This is a genomic window from Arthrobacter sp. zg-Y895 (genome assembly GCF_020731025.1).
In the GTDB taxonomy this organism is placed as follows: Bacteria; Actinomycetota; Actinomycetes; order Actinomycetales; family Micrococcaceae; genus Arthrobacter_B.
The window spans coordinates 126,143-142,686 of the sequence record NZ_JAJFZY010000004.1; the positions used below are offsets into that span (position 1 = coordinate 126,143).

Annotated in this window: 12 protein-coding genes; 9 read left to right on the forward strand and 3 right to left on the reverse strand. The window is 66.0% G+C overall.

Going from position 1 to position 16,544, the window contains the following annotated elements:
* The first annotated feature begins 157 nt into the window (after positions 1-157).
* Complete coding sequence (locus LJ760_RS07355) at positions 158-1,843, forward strand: MDR family MFS transporter (RefSeq protein WP_227921244.1); 1,686 nt, start codon at positions 158-160, stop codon at positions 1,841-1,843.
* A 19-nt stretch (positions 1,844-1,862) separates the two neighbouring features.
* Here LJ760_RS07355 and LJ760_RS07360 read toward each other — a convergent pair whose 3' ends face one another.
* Entirely contained in the window at positions 1,863-2,129 is a 267-nt protein-coding gene (locus LJ760_RS07360) for a hypothetical protein (RefSeq protein ID WP_227921247.1), read from the reverse strand.
* Between the two features lie 514 nt (positions 2,130-2,643).
* Here LJ760_RS07360 and LJ760_RS07365 point away from each other — a divergent pair.
* The 5 genes from LJ760_RS07365 (at position 2,644) to pgsA (ending at position 9,669) form a co-directional block, all read left to right on the forward strand.
* Entirely contained in the window at positions 2,644-2,955 is a 312-nt protein-coding gene (locus tag LJ760_RS07365; RefSeq protein ID WP_227921249.1) for a DUF6504 family protein, read from the forward strand.
* A 3-nt stretch (positions 2,956-2,958) separates the two neighbouring features.
* Positions 2,959-6,360: a DNA polymerase III subunit alpha gene (locus LJ760_RS07370; RefSeq protein WP_227921251.1), complete on the forward strand. Its 3,402-nt coding sequence runs from the start codon at positions 2,959-2,961 to the stop codon at positions 6,358-6,360.
* Positions 6,361-6,435: 75 nt separating this feature from the next.
* Positions 6,436-8,448, forward strand: coding sequence for a threonine--tRNA ligase (gene thrS / locus LJ760_RS07375; protein WP_227921253.1), 2,013 nt, complete (start codon positions 6,436-6,438; stop codon positions 8,446-8,448).
* 15 nt (positions 8,449-8,463) lie between these two features.
* The gene (locus tag LJ760_RS07380) at positions 8,464-9,048 is read left to right on the forward strand and encodes an HIT family protein (RefSeq protein WP_227921255.1); all 585 of its coding nucleotides are present in this window, start codon (positions 8,464-8,466) and stop codon (positions 9,046-9,048) included.
* A 3-nt stretch (positions 9,049-9,051) separates the two neighbouring features.
* On the forward strand, positions 9,052-9,669 hold the full coding sequence (pgsA, locus tag LJ760_RS07385) for a phosphatidylinositol phosphate synthase (RefSeq protein WP_227921257.1): 618 nt from the start codon (positions 9,052-9,054) through the stop codon (positions 9,667-9,669).
* Between the two features lie 94 nt (positions 9,670-9,763).
* Here pgsA and LJ760_RS07390 read toward each other — a convergent pair whose 3' ends face one another.
* Positions 9,764-11,788, reverse strand: a complete 2,025-nt coding sequence (locus tag LJ760_RS07390) for a M3 family metallopeptidase (protein WP_227921259.1) — start codon at positions 11,786-11,788, stop codon at positions 9,764-9,766.
* 114 nt (positions 11,789-11,902) lie between these two features.
* Between LJ760_RS07390 and LJ760_RS07395 the strand changes: the two genes are divergently transcribed.
* The gene (locus LJ760_RS07395; protein ID WP_227921262.1) at positions 11,903-13,201 is read left to right on the forward strand and encodes a CapA family protein; all 1,299 of its coding nucleotides are present in this window, start codon (positions 11,903-11,905) and stop codon (positions 13,199-13,201) included.
* Between the two features lie 40 nt (positions 13,202-13,241).
* On the opposite strand, the gene LJ760_RS07400 is transcribed toward LJ760_RS07395, so the two are convergent.
* The gene (locus LJ760_RS07400; protein WP_227921264.1) at positions 13,242-13,961 is read right to left on the reverse strand and encodes a class I SAM-dependent methyltransferase; all 720 of its coding nucleotides are present in this window, start codon (positions 13,959-13,961) and stop codon (positions 13,242-13,244) included.
* 366 nt (positions 13,962-14,327) lie between these two features.
* Between LJ760_RS07400 and LJ760_RS07405 the strand changes: the two genes are divergently transcribed.
* Both LJ760_RS07405 and LJ760_RS07410 read left to right on the forward strand, forming a co-directional pair.
* The gene (locus tag LJ760_RS07405; RefSeq protein ID WP_227921267.1) at positions 14,328-16,004 is read left to right on the forward strand and encodes an HNH endonuclease; all 1,677 of its coding nucleotides are present in this window, start codon (positions 14,328-14,330) and stop codon (positions 16,002-16,004) included.
* 197 nt (positions 16,005-16,201) lie between these two features.
* Positions 16,202-16,516 (forward strand): hypothetical protein, encoded by a 315-nt coding sequence (locus tag LJ760_RS07410; RefSeq protein WP_227921269.1) that lies wholly within the window; start codon positions 16,202-16,204, stop codon positions 16,514-16,516.
* Positions 16,517-16,544 lie beyond the last annotated feature (28 nt).

Sequence of the window (16,544 nt, forward strand, 5' to 3'; positions counted from 1 at the left end):
CTTAGAGTAGGTAACTTCAACGCCCTCCACCACGACGCCTGCCGGTACCGGCGGCATGGGTGGCCGCCGCCGACCGTTGACTTGGCGGGACGGTGGGCGTCGAATGGAAGTCCCGGCCGGACTCCCACATCCGGCGGAAATTTCCAAGGAGGAGTGCATGGCCGACCGGTTTACTCCCCACGGAACCGCAGCAACCCATCCGATAGCCGGGATGGCCGGTGCCATGGGAGCGCCGGTCAACGCCGTCCCTCTGGTGGCGCACACGCCGCAGGCCCGGAGCGGCCCGCCAACGGGCGGGGACAGCGTGCAGGGCAGCGCCGATGCGGGAGGCGGGCATTCGCGGCGCCAGATCGCCGTCGTTTTCGCCGGGCTGATGCTGGCGGTGCTTGTCTCGGCCCTGGACCAGACCATCGTCTCCACCGCCCTGCCCACCATCGTGGGGGACCTGCAGGGTATGGACCACCTGTCCTGGGTGATCACCGCCTACCTGCTGACCTCCACAATCGGGCTGCCGATCTACGGGAAGCTCGGGGACCTGCTCGGGCGCAAGAACATCTTCATTTTCGCCATCGTGGTTTTCCTGGGCGGGTCCGCCCTGTCCGGGCAGGCGCACAGCATGGCCGAACTCATCACCTACCGGGCCATCCAGGGCGTAGGCGGCGGCGGGCTGATCATCGGTGCGCAGGCCATCATCGGTGACATTGTGCCCGCCCGCGAGCGCGGCAAGTACATGGGAATGATCGGGGCGGCGTTCGGTATCGCTTCCGTCAGCGGACCGCTGCTGGGCGGCTACCTTACCGACTACTGGTCCTGGCGGTGGGTGTTCTACATCAACCTGCCCATCGGTGCGGTGGCGCTCGCGGTCATCGTCACCGCCCTGCACCTGCCGCGGTCCGAACGCAAGGGGATCCGGCTGGACTATGCCGGTGCCGCACTGCTTGCCGTCGGCAGCGCCGCCCTGGTGCTGCTGACCAGCTGGGGCGGCAACAACTACGCCTGGACCTCACCCACCATCCTCACACTGGGAGCAGTGGCCGCCGTCGCCGTCGCCATCTTCATTCCGGTGGAACTGCGCGCGTCCGAACCGATCCTTCCGCTGCGCCTGTTCGGGATCCGCAACTTCCTGATCTGCACACTGGTTGGGCTGGCGGTGGGGCTGGCCATGTTCGGGTCCATTGCCTACCTGCCGACCTTCCTGCAGATCGTCAACGGAGCCAGTCCCACTATGTCCGGGCTGATGATGCTCCCCATGACCGCAGGGCTGCTCACCACCTCGATCGGGACGGGGCAGCTGATCTCCCGCACGGGCAAGTACAAGATCTATCCGATTCTCGGGTCCCTCACCATGATCGGCGGCCTGCTGCTGCTCTCGCGCATCTCCAGCACGACGCCGTACTCCCTCACCGCGCTGGGCATGTTCGTGCTGGGACTGGGGATCGGGGCGCTGATGCAGAACGTGGTGCTGATTGTGCAGAACAGCGTCCCGGCCAAGGACATGGGTACCGGGGTTTCCACCGCCAACTACTTCCGGCAGATGGGCGGTTCCCTGGGGATTGCCCTGTTCGGTTCCCTGTTCATCCGCCGGCTGAATGACCAGCTGGCCTCCGCACCGGCCGGAGCCGGCGATGCGGCGTCGGGCGGCGCCAATTCGATCAGCCCGGACAGCATCAGGGCGCTGCCCGCTCCGGCGCAGGACTTCATCAAATCCGCGTTCGGCGAGGCGCTGCCGCCGATCTTCCTGCTCGGGGTGCCGATCCTGGCGGCGGCCTTTGTCCTGACGCTGTTTCTTGTGCAGCAGCCGTTGTCCACCACGGCCCGGGTGGACATGGACAGCGGGAGATAGGACCTGCGGTTAGGTGCGGTTAGGTGCCGTCATAACCGGATAGGGAGAACACCAGCGCGAAAAGTGCAGCCAGGGTCGCTCCCTGCCAGATCAGGGAGGGAATGATGTACAGGCGGGCGGCAAGCCTCCTGTTTCCCTGGATAAGCGCCGCGATGAATCCCGTTACTCCTCCGAGCAGGGTGAGCAGGCCGGAAAAGGCGAAGAAGCCAAAAATGGAGAAGCCGGAGGTGTCCCAGGCGGCGAAGGCGATGAGGGGGCGGACGACGATCGCCCAGACGATCGACACGAGGACCATTCCCGTTATCGCTGCCGCGCTGAACCGTGTTTTCCGGGAGGCCGCTTCTGGAGGAACCGCTCCCTGATCCGCAGGCAGGACGTCCTGCGCATATGGATTCCGATGCTGCAGTTCAGGCTCCTGCCCGAACGGATTCCATGGTTCCGGTTGCTGCCGTCCATTAGGCGGTGTGTTGCTGTCTGCTGTCATAACCGGCCCCATCCGATGAGTATTGCCTGGACCAAGGCATCCTGCGCAGAATCCAGCTGTCTGGAAACAGTGTGCACCATGCGGGGGTCGGCTCCGTCAGCGGCACACCTGGGCGCTGCTGCTTCTGAGCGGATCTCCCTACCCGTCCATCTCCGTGTGGTGCCGTTTGTCCCCTGCTGGTCGTACACTGGTGGCGGAGCTGTTCGAACATATGTTCGAATTAGTTGCGAACTGATAATCAACTGAAAACCAATGGATAACCAGTGGGTTGGTGCGTGTGCGGTGCGCATGCATCCGTGGGCGGAGAGGAAGCTGAATGGGTACCTTCAGCGAAGCGATCGAGGTGGTGTGCTCGCCTGCGGGCCAGCCTCTCCGGCTTATCTGGGGCGGGCACACCTACAAGGTGGGGGCTGATCCTGTGCGCTGGTATGAACGCCGTAACTGGTGGGAGGAAGAAACCCGCGCCGAACGCGGACATGGCGCCGGGCTGGTGGATACCGAGATCTGGCGGGTCCAGGCCCGGGTCAATGACCGCTCCGACCTGCGCACCCTCGACCTCTCGCACCATGTCCGCAGCGACCGCTGGCGCCTGATCCGCATTCATGACGCGCTGAGGGACAGTGCCTAAGCAATGAGCTTTACCCACCTGCACGCCGCCACCGCGTTCAGCGCCCACTACGGGGTGTCCTGGCCGGAGGAAATGGCCCAGTCCGCAGCGGCCGACGGCGCGGACGCACTGGCCTGCACAGACCGGGACGGGCTCTACGGAACGGTCAAGCACCTGCGGGCCTGCATGGAAGCCGGTATCGATCCCATCGTGGGCGTGGATTTGGCCGTGCTCGATGACGGGAACGCGGTTACGGGCCGGGTAGTCATCCTTGCCCACGGGCATACCGGGGGAGCAGGCTACCGTGCCCTGTGCAGGCTGATCTCCGCCGCGCACGCCGCCACCTCAGCCTCCCGGGCACGCGCCGGCAAACCGGTAGGCGTCACCATGGAACAACTGGCCGGGTACGTCTGCACAGAGGGGGAGGATGAACCTGTCCTCACCGTCCTCGTCGGCCCGCAGTCCGACGTCGGCCAGGCCATGCGCAGCCGAAGCTACGCCGTCGCCCGTACCCTGTTCGGCCGCTGGCGCTCGCTGATCCCTGCCCGGGCGCTCGCCGTCGAGGTGGTTACCCATCTGTCCGCCCCGGGGGAGAACCTCAGCCTTGCCCACGCCGTACGCATGTTCCGGCTGGCCGACGAGATGCGTGTGCCCGGCATCCTCACCAATGCCGTGCGCTACGTGGACGAGGATGGAGCCGCCACCGCTGACGTGCTCGACGCCGCGCGCTCGCTGACGTCGCTCTCCCACCTTCCGGACTTACAGCCCAACGGGCAGGGCTGGCTCAAGGGGGTACGGGAGATGACTGCGCTTGCCCGCGAGATCAGCTCCGAGGCGGGCTACGGTTCCTCGGGAGCGGTACGGATGCTGGCCGACACTGCGGCGCTCGCGGATAGCTGCCGGATAGACCCCGTGGCGGATATGGGCTGGAAGCAGCCCGTGGTACCTGAAGCCTCGGTGATCGGCATCGAGGCCGAACCCATGATCGAACTGCACCAGCGCTGCGAGGCGGGGATTACCCGTAGGCTGCGCGCCCGGGACTCGATTGCCGAGGTGGAACTGCGCAACCGGCTCGAACACGAGCTGGGCATCATCGAGCGGCTGGGCTTCGCATCGTACTTCCTCACGGTTGCGGAAGTCTCCGCCATGATCACCGGGATGGGGGTACGCGCCGCTGCCCGGGGGTCGGGGGCCTCCTCGCTGGTGAACTTCCTGCTGGGCGTCAGCCACGTGAACCCGCTGGACCACGACCTGATCTTTGAACGCTTCCTCTCCCGGGACCGCTCCACGCTGCCGGACATCGACATAGACGTGGAAAGCGCCGAGCGGCACAACGTCTATCACCGCATCTTCGAACGCTTCGGCTCCGAACGGGTCACGCTGATGAGCATGCAGAACGGCTACCGGGCACGGGGAGCGGTGCGCGACGCCGGACTGGCCCTGGGCATGCCCGAGGAGGAGATCGGCGCTGTGGCTAAGCAGCTATGGCGTTTCTCGGCCCGCAACTTCCGCGAGGCGCTCGCCGAAAAGCCCGAACTGCGGGAATTCTCCGGCCAGGTGGAAAAGAACCAGCAGCTGGACCTGCTGGTGGACCTCACCGAACGCCTGGACCGGCTGCCCCGGCACATTTCCATGCATCCCTGCGGAGTGATCCTGGGGGACACCTCCCTGCTGGACCGCACCCCCGTGCAGCCCAGCGGCCTGGGCCTGCCCATGTCCCAGTTCGACAAGCACGACATGGACCCCATGGGCATGCTCAAACTCGACGTGCTGGGTGTGCGGATGCAGAGCGCCATGGCCTTTGCCGTACGCGAAGTGGTGCGGGTGCACTCCTCCCGTGAAGAGGTCATTGCCGCCGGGAAGCATCGGGACGGGCCGGAGGAGCCGGACCCGGAGTTCGTCGAACACGACGGCCGGATCAACCTCGACGCCGTTCCGTTCGACGACGAACCCACCTACGAACTGATCCGCAGCACGCACACCCTGGGCTGCTTCCAGATCGAATCCCCGGGACAGCGCGAGCTGGTGGGCAAGCTGGCGCCGCGGGAGTTCAATGACCTGATCATCGACATTTCCCTGTTCAGGCCCGGGCCGATGAAATCCGACATGGTCCGGCCGTTTTTGGAACACCGGCACGGCTTCTCCCCGGAGGTCTACCCGCACGAGGCGCTGCGCCCGGTGCTGGCCGAAACCCACGGCGTCACCGTCTTCCACGAACAGGTGCTGCGGACGCTGAATGTCTTCACCGGCTGCGGGCTGGCGAAGGCGGACGAACTGCGCCGCCTGCTGGGCAACGAATCCGCCGAGCCGGGCGTGGAGGAATACTTCCGCAGCAAGTCCGCCGCCCGCGGCTACACGCCGGAAACCATCGACAAGGTCTGGGACACGCTCAAGGCCTTCGGCAGCTTCGGCTTCTGCAAGGCCCACGGCGCTGCCTTCGCCGTACCCACCTACCAGTCGGCATGGCTGAAGGCACACCACCCGGCGGCGTTCCTCGCCGGCATCTTCGAACATGATCCCGGCATGTACCCGCGCCGGCTGCTCGTCGCCGAGGCGCGGCGGATGGGCATCCCCATCCTGCCCCTGGACATAAACCGCAGCGGCGAAACCTACCGGGTGGAGCGGCTCGACGACGGCCGGCTGGGCATCCGGCTGTCCCTGGCCGGGATCTACGGGCTGTCCGCCGTCGAGCTAATGCGCATCGCCGCCGGGCAGCCCTATGACTCCCTGGCGGACCTGAGGGCACGTGCGAAGGTCTCCCGGCCCACGCTGCGCCGGCTGGCGCAGCTCGGAGCGTTCGATTCGCTCAGCAAGCAGACCGGCTCCGAGGGCAGCCGTGCGGACCTGATCCAGTACCTGGACGCCGCACCGGCCAAGTCCGCGTCCCGGAAGCATGATCCGATTCCCGGGCAGCTGGCCCTGCCGCTGGGGGATACCGAGCTGGCGAACCTGCACCATCACCTGCCCGAACCCGGGCTGCGGGAAAAGGTCCGCACCGAACTGGATCTTTTGTCCGTGGACGTCAGCGCGCACTTGATGGAAAGCTACGGTCCATTGCTGCGCGGACTCGGCGTCACTCCCGCGGAAGCATTGATGGACCTGCGCAACGGGACCGAGGTGCTGGTCGCCGGGATCCGGGTGGCCACTCAGACTCCTCCCATGCGCGGGGGACGCCGCGTGGTGTTCATCAGCCTCGACGACGGCACCGGATGCATTGACTGCACGTTCTTCCACGAGGCGCAGGAGAAATCCGGTCCGCTGCTTTTCGGCACGGAGCTGCTGCTGGTCCGCGGCTTGACCCGCCGCACCGGCCCGCGGGGCATCAGCCTCCAGGCACTCGAAGCATGGAACCTGGCGGACCCGGACTCGCTTCCGAAACCCGGCCGTCAGCGCGGCATGTTGGTGGGGTCCAAGCGCAGCGGATAACATCGGTACGGGCGGAAGTGCGGCCGTGTCCAGGCCGTGCAGCAGACGCCGTACAACGAAATCTAGGAGACAACCGTGTCAGTGCCAGAGAAGTTCACCCTCATCGTCGACGGCGAAGAGACCACGGTGGATACTGGCACCACTGGTGCTCAGCTCTTCTTCGAACGCCGCGACGTCGTCGTGATGCGCGTGCACTCCGTCCTCAAGGACCTGGATACGCCGCTGGAGCAGGGCGACATCGTGGAGTCCGTCACCATTGACTCCGAAGACGGACTGAATGTCCTGCGCCACTCCACCGCGCACGTCATGGCCCAGGCCGTGCAGCAGCTGCGTCCGGACGCCAAACTGGGCATCGGTCCGTACATCAAGGACGGTTTCTACTTCGACTTCGACGTTGCCGAGCCGTTCACGCCGGAGGACCTGAAGACCCTCGAGAAGATGATGCAGAAGATCATCAACTCGAACCAGAAATTTGCCCGCCGCGTGGTCAGCGAAGACGAAGCCCGTGAAGCCATGAAGAACGAGCCGTACAAGCTCGAACTGCTGGGCAAGAAGGACGGCGCCGAGGAAGCCGGCGAAGGTGCCAGCATCGAGGTCGGCGCCGGCGAGATCACCATTTACGACAACGTGGACCGCAAGTCCGGCGACGTCGTCTGGTGCGATCTGTGCCGCGGCCCGCACCTGCCCAACACCAAGCTGATCTCCAACGCCTTCGCCCTGACCCGCTCCGCCGCCGCCTACTGGCTCGGCAACCAGAAGAACCAGCAGCTGCAGCGCATCTACGGCACCGCCTGGCCCACTAAGGACGCACTGAAGGCCTACCAGGAGCGCCTGGCCGAAGCCGAGCGCCGCGACCACCGCAAGCTGGGCACCGAGCTGGATCTGTTCTCCTTCCCGGATGAGCTGGGTTCGGGCCTGCCGGTGTTCCACCCCAAGGGCGGCATCATCCGCAAGGCCATGGAGGATTACTCCCGCCAGCGCCACACCGAGGCCGGCTACGAGTTCGTCTACACCCCGCACATCACCAAGGGCCACCTGTACGAGGTATCCGGCCACCTGGACTGGTACCGCGACGGGATGTTCCCTCCCATGCACGTGGACGAGGTCACCGATCCGGAGACCGGCGAGGTCACCAAGCCCGGCCAGGACTACTACCTGAAGCCGATGAACTGCCCCATGCACAACCTGATCTTCCGCTCCCGCGGACGGTCCTACCGCGAGCTGCCGCTGCGCCTGTTCGAATTCGGTTCCGTGTACCGCTACGAGAAGTCCGGCGTCATCCACGGCCTGACGCGCGTGCGGGGCATGACCCAGGACGACGCCCACATCTACTGCACCCGCGAGCAGATGAAGGATGAGCTGACCACCACGCTGAAGTTCGTGCTGGACCTGCTCAAGGATTACGGCCTGGACGACTTCTACCTGGAGCTCTCCACCAAGGACCCGGAGAAGTTCGTCGGCTCCGACGACATCTGGGAGGAAGCCACCCGCACCCTCGCCGAGGTTGCCGAAGCCTCCGGCCTGGACCTCGTCCCGGATCCGGGCGGAGCAGCCTTCTACGGCCCGAAGATCTCCGTCCAGGCCCGTGACGCCATCGGCCGCACCTGGCAGATGTCCACCATCCAGCTGGACTTCAACCTGCCCGAGCGCTTCGAGCTCGAGTACCAGGCCGCAGACGGCACCCGCCAGCGCCCGGTCATGATCCACCGCGCCCTGTTCGGTTCCGTGGAACGCTTCATGGCCGTGCTCACCGAGCACTACGCCGGCGCGTTCCCGGCCTGGCTGGCACCGGTTCAGGTGGTCGGCATCCCCGTGGCCGAAGCGTTCAACGACTACATGTTCGACGTCGTCGACAAGCTCAAGGCGCACGGCATCCGCGCCCAGGTGGACACCGGAACCGACCGCTTCCCGAAGAAGATCCGCACCGCGTCCAAGGACAAGATCCCGTTTGTCCTGATCGCCGGCGGCGACGACGCCGAGGCAGGCGCCGTCTCCTTCCGCTTCCGGGACGGCAGCCAGGACAACGGCGTACCCGTTGAAGAAGCCGTCAAACGGATTGTCGAAGCCGTCCGTAACCGGGACAAGTAGGGCGGCGGGGACGCTATGGGAGAACAACCTGACGACGCCGCGGTGACGGACACGTTCGAACTCGCCGGCGTCCCCGACGCATTCCAGCGGCTCTGGACCCCGCACCGGCTTGCCTACATCAAGGGCGGGCAGAAGCAGGTCTCCTCGAAGGAGACCTGCCCGTTCTGCGCCGCGCCGGAGCGGTCGGACGAGGAATCGCTGATTGTCCACCGCGGCCGGCACGCCTTCGTGATCCTGAACCTCTTCCCGTACAACGCCGGCCACCTGCTGGTCTGCCCGTACCGCCATGTGCCGGACTACACGGACATCGACCCGGAGGAGACGGCGGAAATCGCGGCGCTGACCCAGACCGCCATGCGCGTGCTGCGGAAGGTGTCCAGCCCCACCGGTTTCAACCTGGGCATGAACCAGGGCGAAACCGGCGGGGCCGGGATTGCCGCCCACCTGCACCAGCACATCGTTCCGCGGTGGGGCGGTGATGGAAACTTCCTGCCGATCATCGCGCAGACCAAGGCCATCACCCAGACCCTGGGCGACGTGCGCCGGCAAGTGGCCGATGCCTGGCCCGAAGAGGGCTCCGGCCCGGACAGCGAGGACTGACACGTGCTCAACAAATACGCACGGGGATTCTTCACTGCCGTTTTCAGCCCGCTGGCCACCTGGCTGCTCCGCCGCGGCGTAACCCCGGACATGGTCACCATCGCCGGCACGCTCGGTGTGATGGTCGGCGGACTGGTCTTTTATCCGCTGGGTGAGCTGTTCTGGGGCACCATCTTCATTACCGTTTTCATCTTCTCCGACGTGGTGGACGGGATCATGGCCCGGCAGCAGCAGCGCAAGGGCAGCTGGGGCGGGTTCCTGGATTCCACCCTCGACCGCTTCGCCGACGGCGCCCTGTTTGCCGGCGTCGCCATCTGGTTCTTCACCGGCGGCGGCAACGACGCGATCGGCATCGCGGCCATCCTCTGCCTGGTGGTCGGCATGCTGGTGTCCTACATCCGCGCCAAGGCCGAGTCGCTGGGCTTCTCCGCCAACGTCGGCATTGCCGAGCGGGCGGAGCGGCTGGTCTCCCTGCTGGTCGCTACCGGGCTGGTGGGCCTGGGCGTCCCCGAGGTCCTGCTGCTGGTGGTCCTGATCCTGCTGACCCTGGCCAGCTGCGTGACCATCGGCCAGCGGATGCACACCGTGCGGAAGCAGGCGCGGATGGCCAACCCTGCCTAGGCAGGCGTAGTTGGCGCAATAGAAGGCGGGAACCGGTGATCCGGTTCCCGCCTTCTGTTTATCGGCTGCGGTTGCCGCTGCGGCCTCGTCGGGCTTAGGCCAGGCCGCGCCGGTCCAACAGCGGCTGGATCTGCGCATCGCGTCCGCGGAAGTTCCGGAACGCCTGCAGCGGGTCGATGCTGTTGCCGCGGGACAGCAGCTCCGTCCGGAAACGGTCCCCGTTCTCCCGTGTCAGGCCGCCGTTCTCCCGGAACCACTCGACTGTGTCGGCGTCGAGCACTTCGCTCCAGATGTACGCGTAGTACGAGGCCGCGTAGCCGCCGGCAAAGATGTGTTTGAAGTAGCCGGTGCGGTAACGCGGCGGAACCAGGTCCAGGTCGACGCCGGCCGCCGCCAGGGCAGCGGCCTCGAATGCTTCCGGATCCTGCACCGTTTCGCCCGGTGCGAGTTCGTGCCAGGCCAGATCCAGCAGGGCGGCCCCCAGGTACTCGGTGGTGGAGAACCCCTCGCCCCAGACGGCCGCCGCATTCACCTTGTCGATTTCCTCCTGCGGCAGCGGCTCCCCGGTGACGTAGTGCTTCGCGAAGTTGCCGACCACCTCCGGCCACAGCATCCACATTTCGTTGACCTGTGACGGGTATTCAACGAAGTCCCGCGGTACGGCGGTGCCGGAGAACTGGGGATACGTGACATCAGAGAACAACCCGTGCAGCGCATGGCCGAATTCGTGGAATGCCGTGACCACCTCGCCGAAGGTCAGCAGCGTCGGTTCACCGGCAGCGGGCTTGGAAATGTTCAGGTTGTTGATGACCACGGGCGGGGCATCCAGCAGCCGGGACTGGTGGACCAGTGAGTTCATCCAGGCGCCGCCGTTCTTGGTGTCCCGGGTGTAATAGTCGCCCAGGAACAGGCCCAGCCCGGTGCCGTCGTCGTCCTTGACCTCCCAGACCCGGACGTCCGGGTGATAGCCCGCGAGGTCCGCCCGTTCGGTGAAGGTCAGTCCGTAGAGCCGGTTGGCAGCATAGAAGACGCCGTCCGTGAGGACGCGCTCCAGTTCGAAGTACGGCCGCAGGGCGGAGGAGTCGACGTCGAACTTCTCCCGACGGACCTGCTCGGAGTAGTACGCCCAGTCCCAGGCGGCCAGTTCGTGTCCGTCCCGCCGGGCCGCTTCGCGCAGCTCTTCGGCTTCCGCCTTGGCGTTGCGGACGGCTGCAGGGGCGAGCTTGTCCAGCATGGCGTGGATCGCGGCCAGGGACGGTGCGGTCTGGTCATCCGTGCCGTACTCGGCATGGTTCGCGAAACCGAGCAGTGCGGCCTTTTCCGCCCGCAGCGCGGCCATTTCGGCGGCGAGGGCAAGCGTGTTCCCGTCATTGTTCCGGAAACCGCGGTTACGGGCGGCATCATGCAGCCGACGGCGGCTCTCACGGTTGGTCAGCGACGCCAGGGCCGGCTGCGGGGTGGGCAGCACGAGGGACAGGAGGTACTTGCCGTCGTGTCCCGCTTCCGCCGCTGCGGTCGCCGCTGCGGCTATGTCGTCGTCGGACAGGCCGTCCAGTTCGGCGGCGTCGTCCACCACCAGGGCCGAATCGTTGGTGTCCTTCAGCAGGCGCTGGGAAAAGTCGGTGCCCAGTTCCGAAAGCCGGGCGTTCAGCTCCCGCATGCGGGCCTGCCCGGCGTCATCGAGCTGCGCACCGGCGCGGATGAAGCGGCGGCGGTACTCGGACACGAGGCGTGCCTGCTCATCATCCAGGCCGGCAAGGTTCGCAGCGACGGCTTCGACGCGGGCAAAGAGCTGCCGGTTGAGGTAAATCGTGTCCTCATGCGCGGCGAGCCGCGGGCCGATCTGCTGCTGGATCCGCTGCACGCCGTCGGTGGCGTGCGCGGCACAGAGGGTGAAGAAGACGACGGCGGTGCGGCCCAGCTCCTGGCCCGATAATTCCAGGGCCTCGATCGTGTTTTCGAAGTCCGGAGCCTGCGGGTTCGCGGCAATGCGCTCAATCTCGGCGGCATGCCCGGAAATTCCGGAGTCAAAGGCGGGCAGGAAAACGTCTTCGTTGATCTGCTCGAACGGGGGCAGCTGGTACGGCAGGCTACTCGGGTAAAGGAAAGGGTTGTCCATAAAGCCCAAGACTGGCACAGCGGGGCATCCCGCTCCAACCTGGCACTGCAGTAGGATCGGTCCGATTCCCCGCTGCCGCAGCCTGCGGGCCTGGGGAGATGCGTGGGGAAGTTCATGAAACGCAATCCGGGTATTCGTCCTGCGGGGCTGTTCCGCGTGCCGGGGCTCGCGGTGGTGCTGGCCCTGTTGCTTGGCGGCTGCATGGCGGCCGGTGGAGACGGGCCGGAGGGCGGCGAGGGCGCCGGCGGGCCGTCGTCGGCGTCGTCATCCCCGGCAGCGTCATCCTCCCCAGCGTCGCCTGCCCGGTCGGCGCCGCCGTCGTTACCGTCCGCCGAGCCCGGCAACCCCGGCAAGGGTCCGGCCTGTCCCACGGAGAACTGCTTTTCCCTGATGCTTGCCGGGGACCTGCTGGTCCATCCGCAGCTGTGGGAGCAGGCCTCGGCGGATGCGGGTGCCTCGGGTAAGGGACCGCTGGACTTCGAGCCGCTGCTGGCCGGGCAACGGACCTACATTTCCGGATCGGACCTGGCCGTGTGCCACATGGAGACTCCGGTGGCCGAACCGGACGGGCCGTATACGGGTTATCCCATGTTCAACGTGCCGCCGCAGATCCTCACGGCAGCGGCCGCCGTCGGCTATTCCGGCTGCACCACCGCCAGCAACCACACCATCGACGCCGGTACGGCCGGCTTGAACCGCACGCTAGGCGTACTGGATTCCCTGGGGTTGGCGCACACCGGATCGTACGCCGCCGAGACCGGCGCCGGCGCGCCCATGCTCCTGTCCGCTCCGGCGGGCGACCTGGCCGTCATCGAAGCCACTTACGGGTTGAACGGGTTGGTTGCCGAGTATCCGTGGCAGGTGGATCTGATCGACGCCCCCGCGATGATCGACAAGGCCCGAACGGCCCGTGCGGAAGGGGCCGACGTCGTCGTCGCTGCCATCCACGCAGGTGAGGAATACGCGTCGGTGCCCAATGCGCAGCAGGTGGAAACCGCCCATGCGCTGGCGGACAGCGGCGAGTTCGACTTCATTTACGGCCACCACACGCATTCGGTACTGCCTATCGAGAATTACAACGGCACGTGGATTGTCTACGGGCTCGGCAATGCCGTGACGGAGCTTTCGCCTTCGTACGACGTCAATAACGAGGGCCTGATAGTCCGGGCGCAGTTCGCCCGCGACGACGCCGGGGCCTGGACGGTCAGCGACCTCGCCTGGGCGCCGTCGGTGATTGTCCGGGATCCGTACCGGTGGTGTTCCGTTGCGGGGGACCTGCCGCAGGGGGAGTGCGCGCCGCCGGCCCAGCGGGAAGCGGTGCGCGCACGGACTGTTCCGGTGGTCGAATCTCTGGGGGCGGCCGACGCCGGGGCGCATGAATGGCTGATGACGCAGGACGGCGGGGGAGGGTAAGCGTGGGGTGTGCGGGGGTGGCGGGCCGCGTACGGGCGGGTCAGACCGCTTCGGTGAGAAAGATCCACTCCGGTGAATCCTGCCGCACCGGGCTTCGATCCCAGTGACCCCAGCACTGACCGACCGTAAGTCCTGCCGCTTCCAAACCCGCGGTAACCGTGTCCCAGGAAGGGAAGCGGAGGGTCTCGATTGTCGTCCGCGTTCCGGAATCGTCGGTCCAGGTATCGGTGTGCGTGACCAGGTCCTTTTGCCGCCGGACGGTCTGGGTGACTGTTCCCCGGTTGGTGCTGTGCGTGCCCTCCCATTGGCGCCAGGCTTCGACGGCGGGGTTGCGCACTTCAAACGCCAGCCGGCCTCCGGGCCTCAGCGCCCGTCCGGCATGGGTGAGGACCTGCACCCATGAGGCGTCATCAAGGAAGTACTGCGCTACATGCCCGGTCATCAGCACCAAATCGGCCCAGGCTGCCGGCAGGTGGTCCGCGGTTCCCCGGATCCAGGTGACGGCGTCGGCATGCGGCTGGGTGGCTGCGAGCGAAAGCATGGTTTCTTCAGGTTCGACTCCCGTGACCTCATATCCCTGCCCTGCCAGCAGGCTGCACAGCAGGCCTGTTCCTGATCCGATGTCCGCAACGCGGCGGGCTCCCAGCTCGGCAGCCAGTGCCAAATAGAACGGCAGGTCCTGGCGGGCTTCCGTATCGGCGTCATAGGCGGCAGCAAGTTCAGGGACGGCGTAGTAGTTCCCGGGCTCCGATGGAGTCATGCGGCTCGTTTCAGTCGGTGGTTTTTCACTTGGGGAGCAGGATGGGTTCGGTCTGGGTGCGCGCCTGAACGGTAGCACGCGTGCCGGACCTGGACCTGGGGCTGGCTGGCGGAGGCGACCGGCGGACCTGGGGTGGACCGACGTCGGGACGCCCAGCCGCCAGACTGCAGCGGATCCAGCCTCGCCTCCGGGCCAACGAAGGCACGCCTCCAACGAGCACCCGGGACTGGCAGGCCGCGGCATCCGGACCCTCTCTTTCAACTGTTTTCCCAAGTCAGAGCCGGGGTACCCAGAGGTGTGGGTAGTTTTCCACAAGGACGAAAACTCCTATTGCAGGCTTGGTTTTGAGTCCATAGCATCGAACACATGTTCGAATCAAATCGGGACTATCCAGCATCCGTTGAGGGCGCTGAGCTCCGCTTCGGTACAGCCGCTGGGCACCGCAGTGGCAACAACGGTCCGGCAGCCGAGCCGGCGCTGTCCAGCCGTGAGCGCCCTGGTCCGGCGGCCGAGCCGGCGCTGTCCAGCCGTGAGCGCCCTGGTCCGGCAACCGTCGCGGAGGCGCATTGCGGCAACGAACCGCCATCCTCGCCGGTCGCCGCGTGGATCGCCGAGCTGTCTTCCGGGCGCGCTCTGGAAGAGATCGCCTCCGATACAGACGCGGGTCTCATAAGCCGGCTGCGCGTCCTGGAAGAACTCAAGGCCGCTGCTGCAGCAGCCCAGGTTCGTGTCGCCGCCGCCTTCGATGCCTCCGTCCGTGCAGCACATGCACGCTCCGGCATTCCCGAAGAGCAGCAGGGGAGAGGCATTGCTGCTCAAATTGCCCTCGCCCGGCGCGAATCGCCGGCACGCGGCGGGCGGATTCTTGGCTTTTCCAAAGCGCTTGCACTTGAAATGCCATGCACACTCCGGGCGCTGTCCGAGGGCAGACTCAACGAATGGCGGGCCACGCTTCTGGTCCGTGAGACGGCATGCCTGTCGGTATCCGACCGTCGCTTGGTGGACCGTGAGGTAGCCGGAGACGTTGCCGGACTCGAGGGGCTCGGAGACGGGCGTCTGATTGGCAGGATTCGGAAACTAACGTACCGGATCGACCAAGAGGCGCTGGTCCGGCGTGCAGCCAAGGCCCAGTCGGACCGCTATGTTTCCTGCCGGCCTGCCCCGGACACCATGACCTACCTGACAGGCCTATTGCCGGTGGCCCAGGGGGTCGCGGTCTTTGCCGCCCTCAGCCGCGAAGCAGATTCCCTCCGGGCACGTGGCGATGAACGCGGCCGGGGCCAGATCATGGCTGACACGCTGGTTGAAAGAATCACCGGTCTTACCCACGCTGACCGGGTGCCGCTGGAGGTCCAGCTTGTTATGACCGACCGTACGCTGCTGGCGGGTTCGAACGAACCGGCCTACCTCAGCGGATACGGCGTGGTGCCGGCCATGTGGGCACGCGACGCGGTGCGGAAAGCGGCGAACGGCAAGGCTGGTGGTGGTCTGGCCGCGAGCGGCATTGCTGGTCGCGGATTGGGCGGAAGCCGCAAGGGCGGTGAGGCCCATGCCGGAAGCTGCAGCGGCGGAGAGGATACCGCCGACAGCGTCAGCCCCGGCGGTGAAAAGACCGGAAAGGACCGGTCACACAAAGCCGGACACGAAGAACCGACCAGCCGTCGCCGAGCATCTGCGTCGCCGGACCTCTGGCTCCGGCGCCTCTACACGGCCCCGACCTCAGGTGAACTCATTGGCCTGGACTCCAAGGCGCGGTTTGTCCCTGGATTATTGGCGAGGTTCATCTCCGTGAGGGACCAAACCTGCCGGACACCGTGGTGCAACGCCCCAATCCGGCACCGCGACCATATCCGTCCGCACCGCATCGGCGGGAGTACAAAGGCCGAAAACCTGCAGGGCCTGTGCGAAGCCTGCAACCAAGCCAAGGAAGCACCCGGCTGGCAGGCAAGGAGTGTTGGAAGTCCCGGCCGGCACGCGGTCGAAATCACCACGCCGACCGGATACACCTATCAATCCACGGCGCCGCCGCTGCCGGGCACCTGAGTCGCAGCGCTAGTTGGCAGGTTGCGCAGCGCCATGTTTGCACCGTCGATTATGGATGTCCCGTAGCCGATCCTTGACCGGGACGCCTGGCTGGCGGGTGGTTCCGATCCGAACCCAGTGTTGATGCTGCCGTAGACGGTGTGCATACTCAGACAGCAGATGCAGGACGAACCCGCCCACCGAACCCTAGGAGTGAGATGTCTGGTGCAACACTGGCGCGGCCCACGATGAGGTTCGGCACAAGGTTCGGTATTGCAGCGGTCGTCCTCCTCGTCCTGGGTCCGTTTATCAACAGGAACTTCGGTATAGCAGACAGTCTTAACTCTATGAGGCTTTCCGCGGTCTGGGAGACAGTACCTGTTGCCGTGGCGGTATCGCTGATCTATTTGCTGTTACTGGTTACCTTCGTGTTGCTCTCCGCCGTACTCATCACAATCTCCCTGGTCATTCGTCACAGCGAAGCGAACGAACAGGCAACGATAAACAAGGGCTCAACCTTCACCGGGTTCTGACCGGCACAACCACTTCTACCCACAATCA

Excerpts from the sequence above, each read along its gene's own strand:
- LJ760_RS07355 (WP_227921244.1), top strand. The coding sequence starts at position 158 with ATGGCCGACCGGTTTACTCCCCACGGAACCGCAGCAACCCATCCGATA.
- LJ760_RS07365 (WP_227921249.1), top strand. The coding sequence starts at position 2,644 with ATGGGTACCTTCAGCGAAGCGATCGAGGTGGTGTGCTCGCCTGCGGGC.
- LJ760_RS07370 (WP_227921251.1), top strand. The coding sequence starts at position 2,959 with ATGAGCTTTACCCACCTGCACGCCGCCACCGCGTTCAGCGCCCACTAC.
- LJ760_RS07380 (WP_227921255.1), top strand. The coding sequence starts at position 8,464 with ATGGGAGAACAACCTGACGACGCCGCGGTGACGGACACGTTCGAACTC.
- LJ760_RS07390 (WP_227921259.1), bottom strand. The coding sequence starts at position 11,788 with ATGGACAACCCTTTCCTTTACCCGAGTAGCCTGCCGTACCAGCTGCCC.
- LJ760_RS07395 (WP_227921262.1), top strand. The coding sequence starts at position 11,903 with ATGAAACGCAATCCGGGTATTCGTCCTGCGGGGCTGTTCCGCGTGCCG.
- LJ760_RS07400 (WP_227921264.1), bottom strand. The coding sequence starts at position 13,961 with ATGACTCCATCGGAGCCCGGGAACTACTACGCCGTCCCTGAACTTGCT.
- LJ760_RS07405 (WP_227921267.1), top strand. The coding sequence starts at position 14,328 with ATGTTCGAATCAAATCGGGACTATCCAGCATCCGTTGAGGGCGCTGAG.
- LJ760_RS07410 (WP_227921269.1), top strand. The coding sequence starts at position 16,202 with ATGTCTGGTGCAACACTGGCGCGGCCCACGATGAGGTTCGGCACAAGG.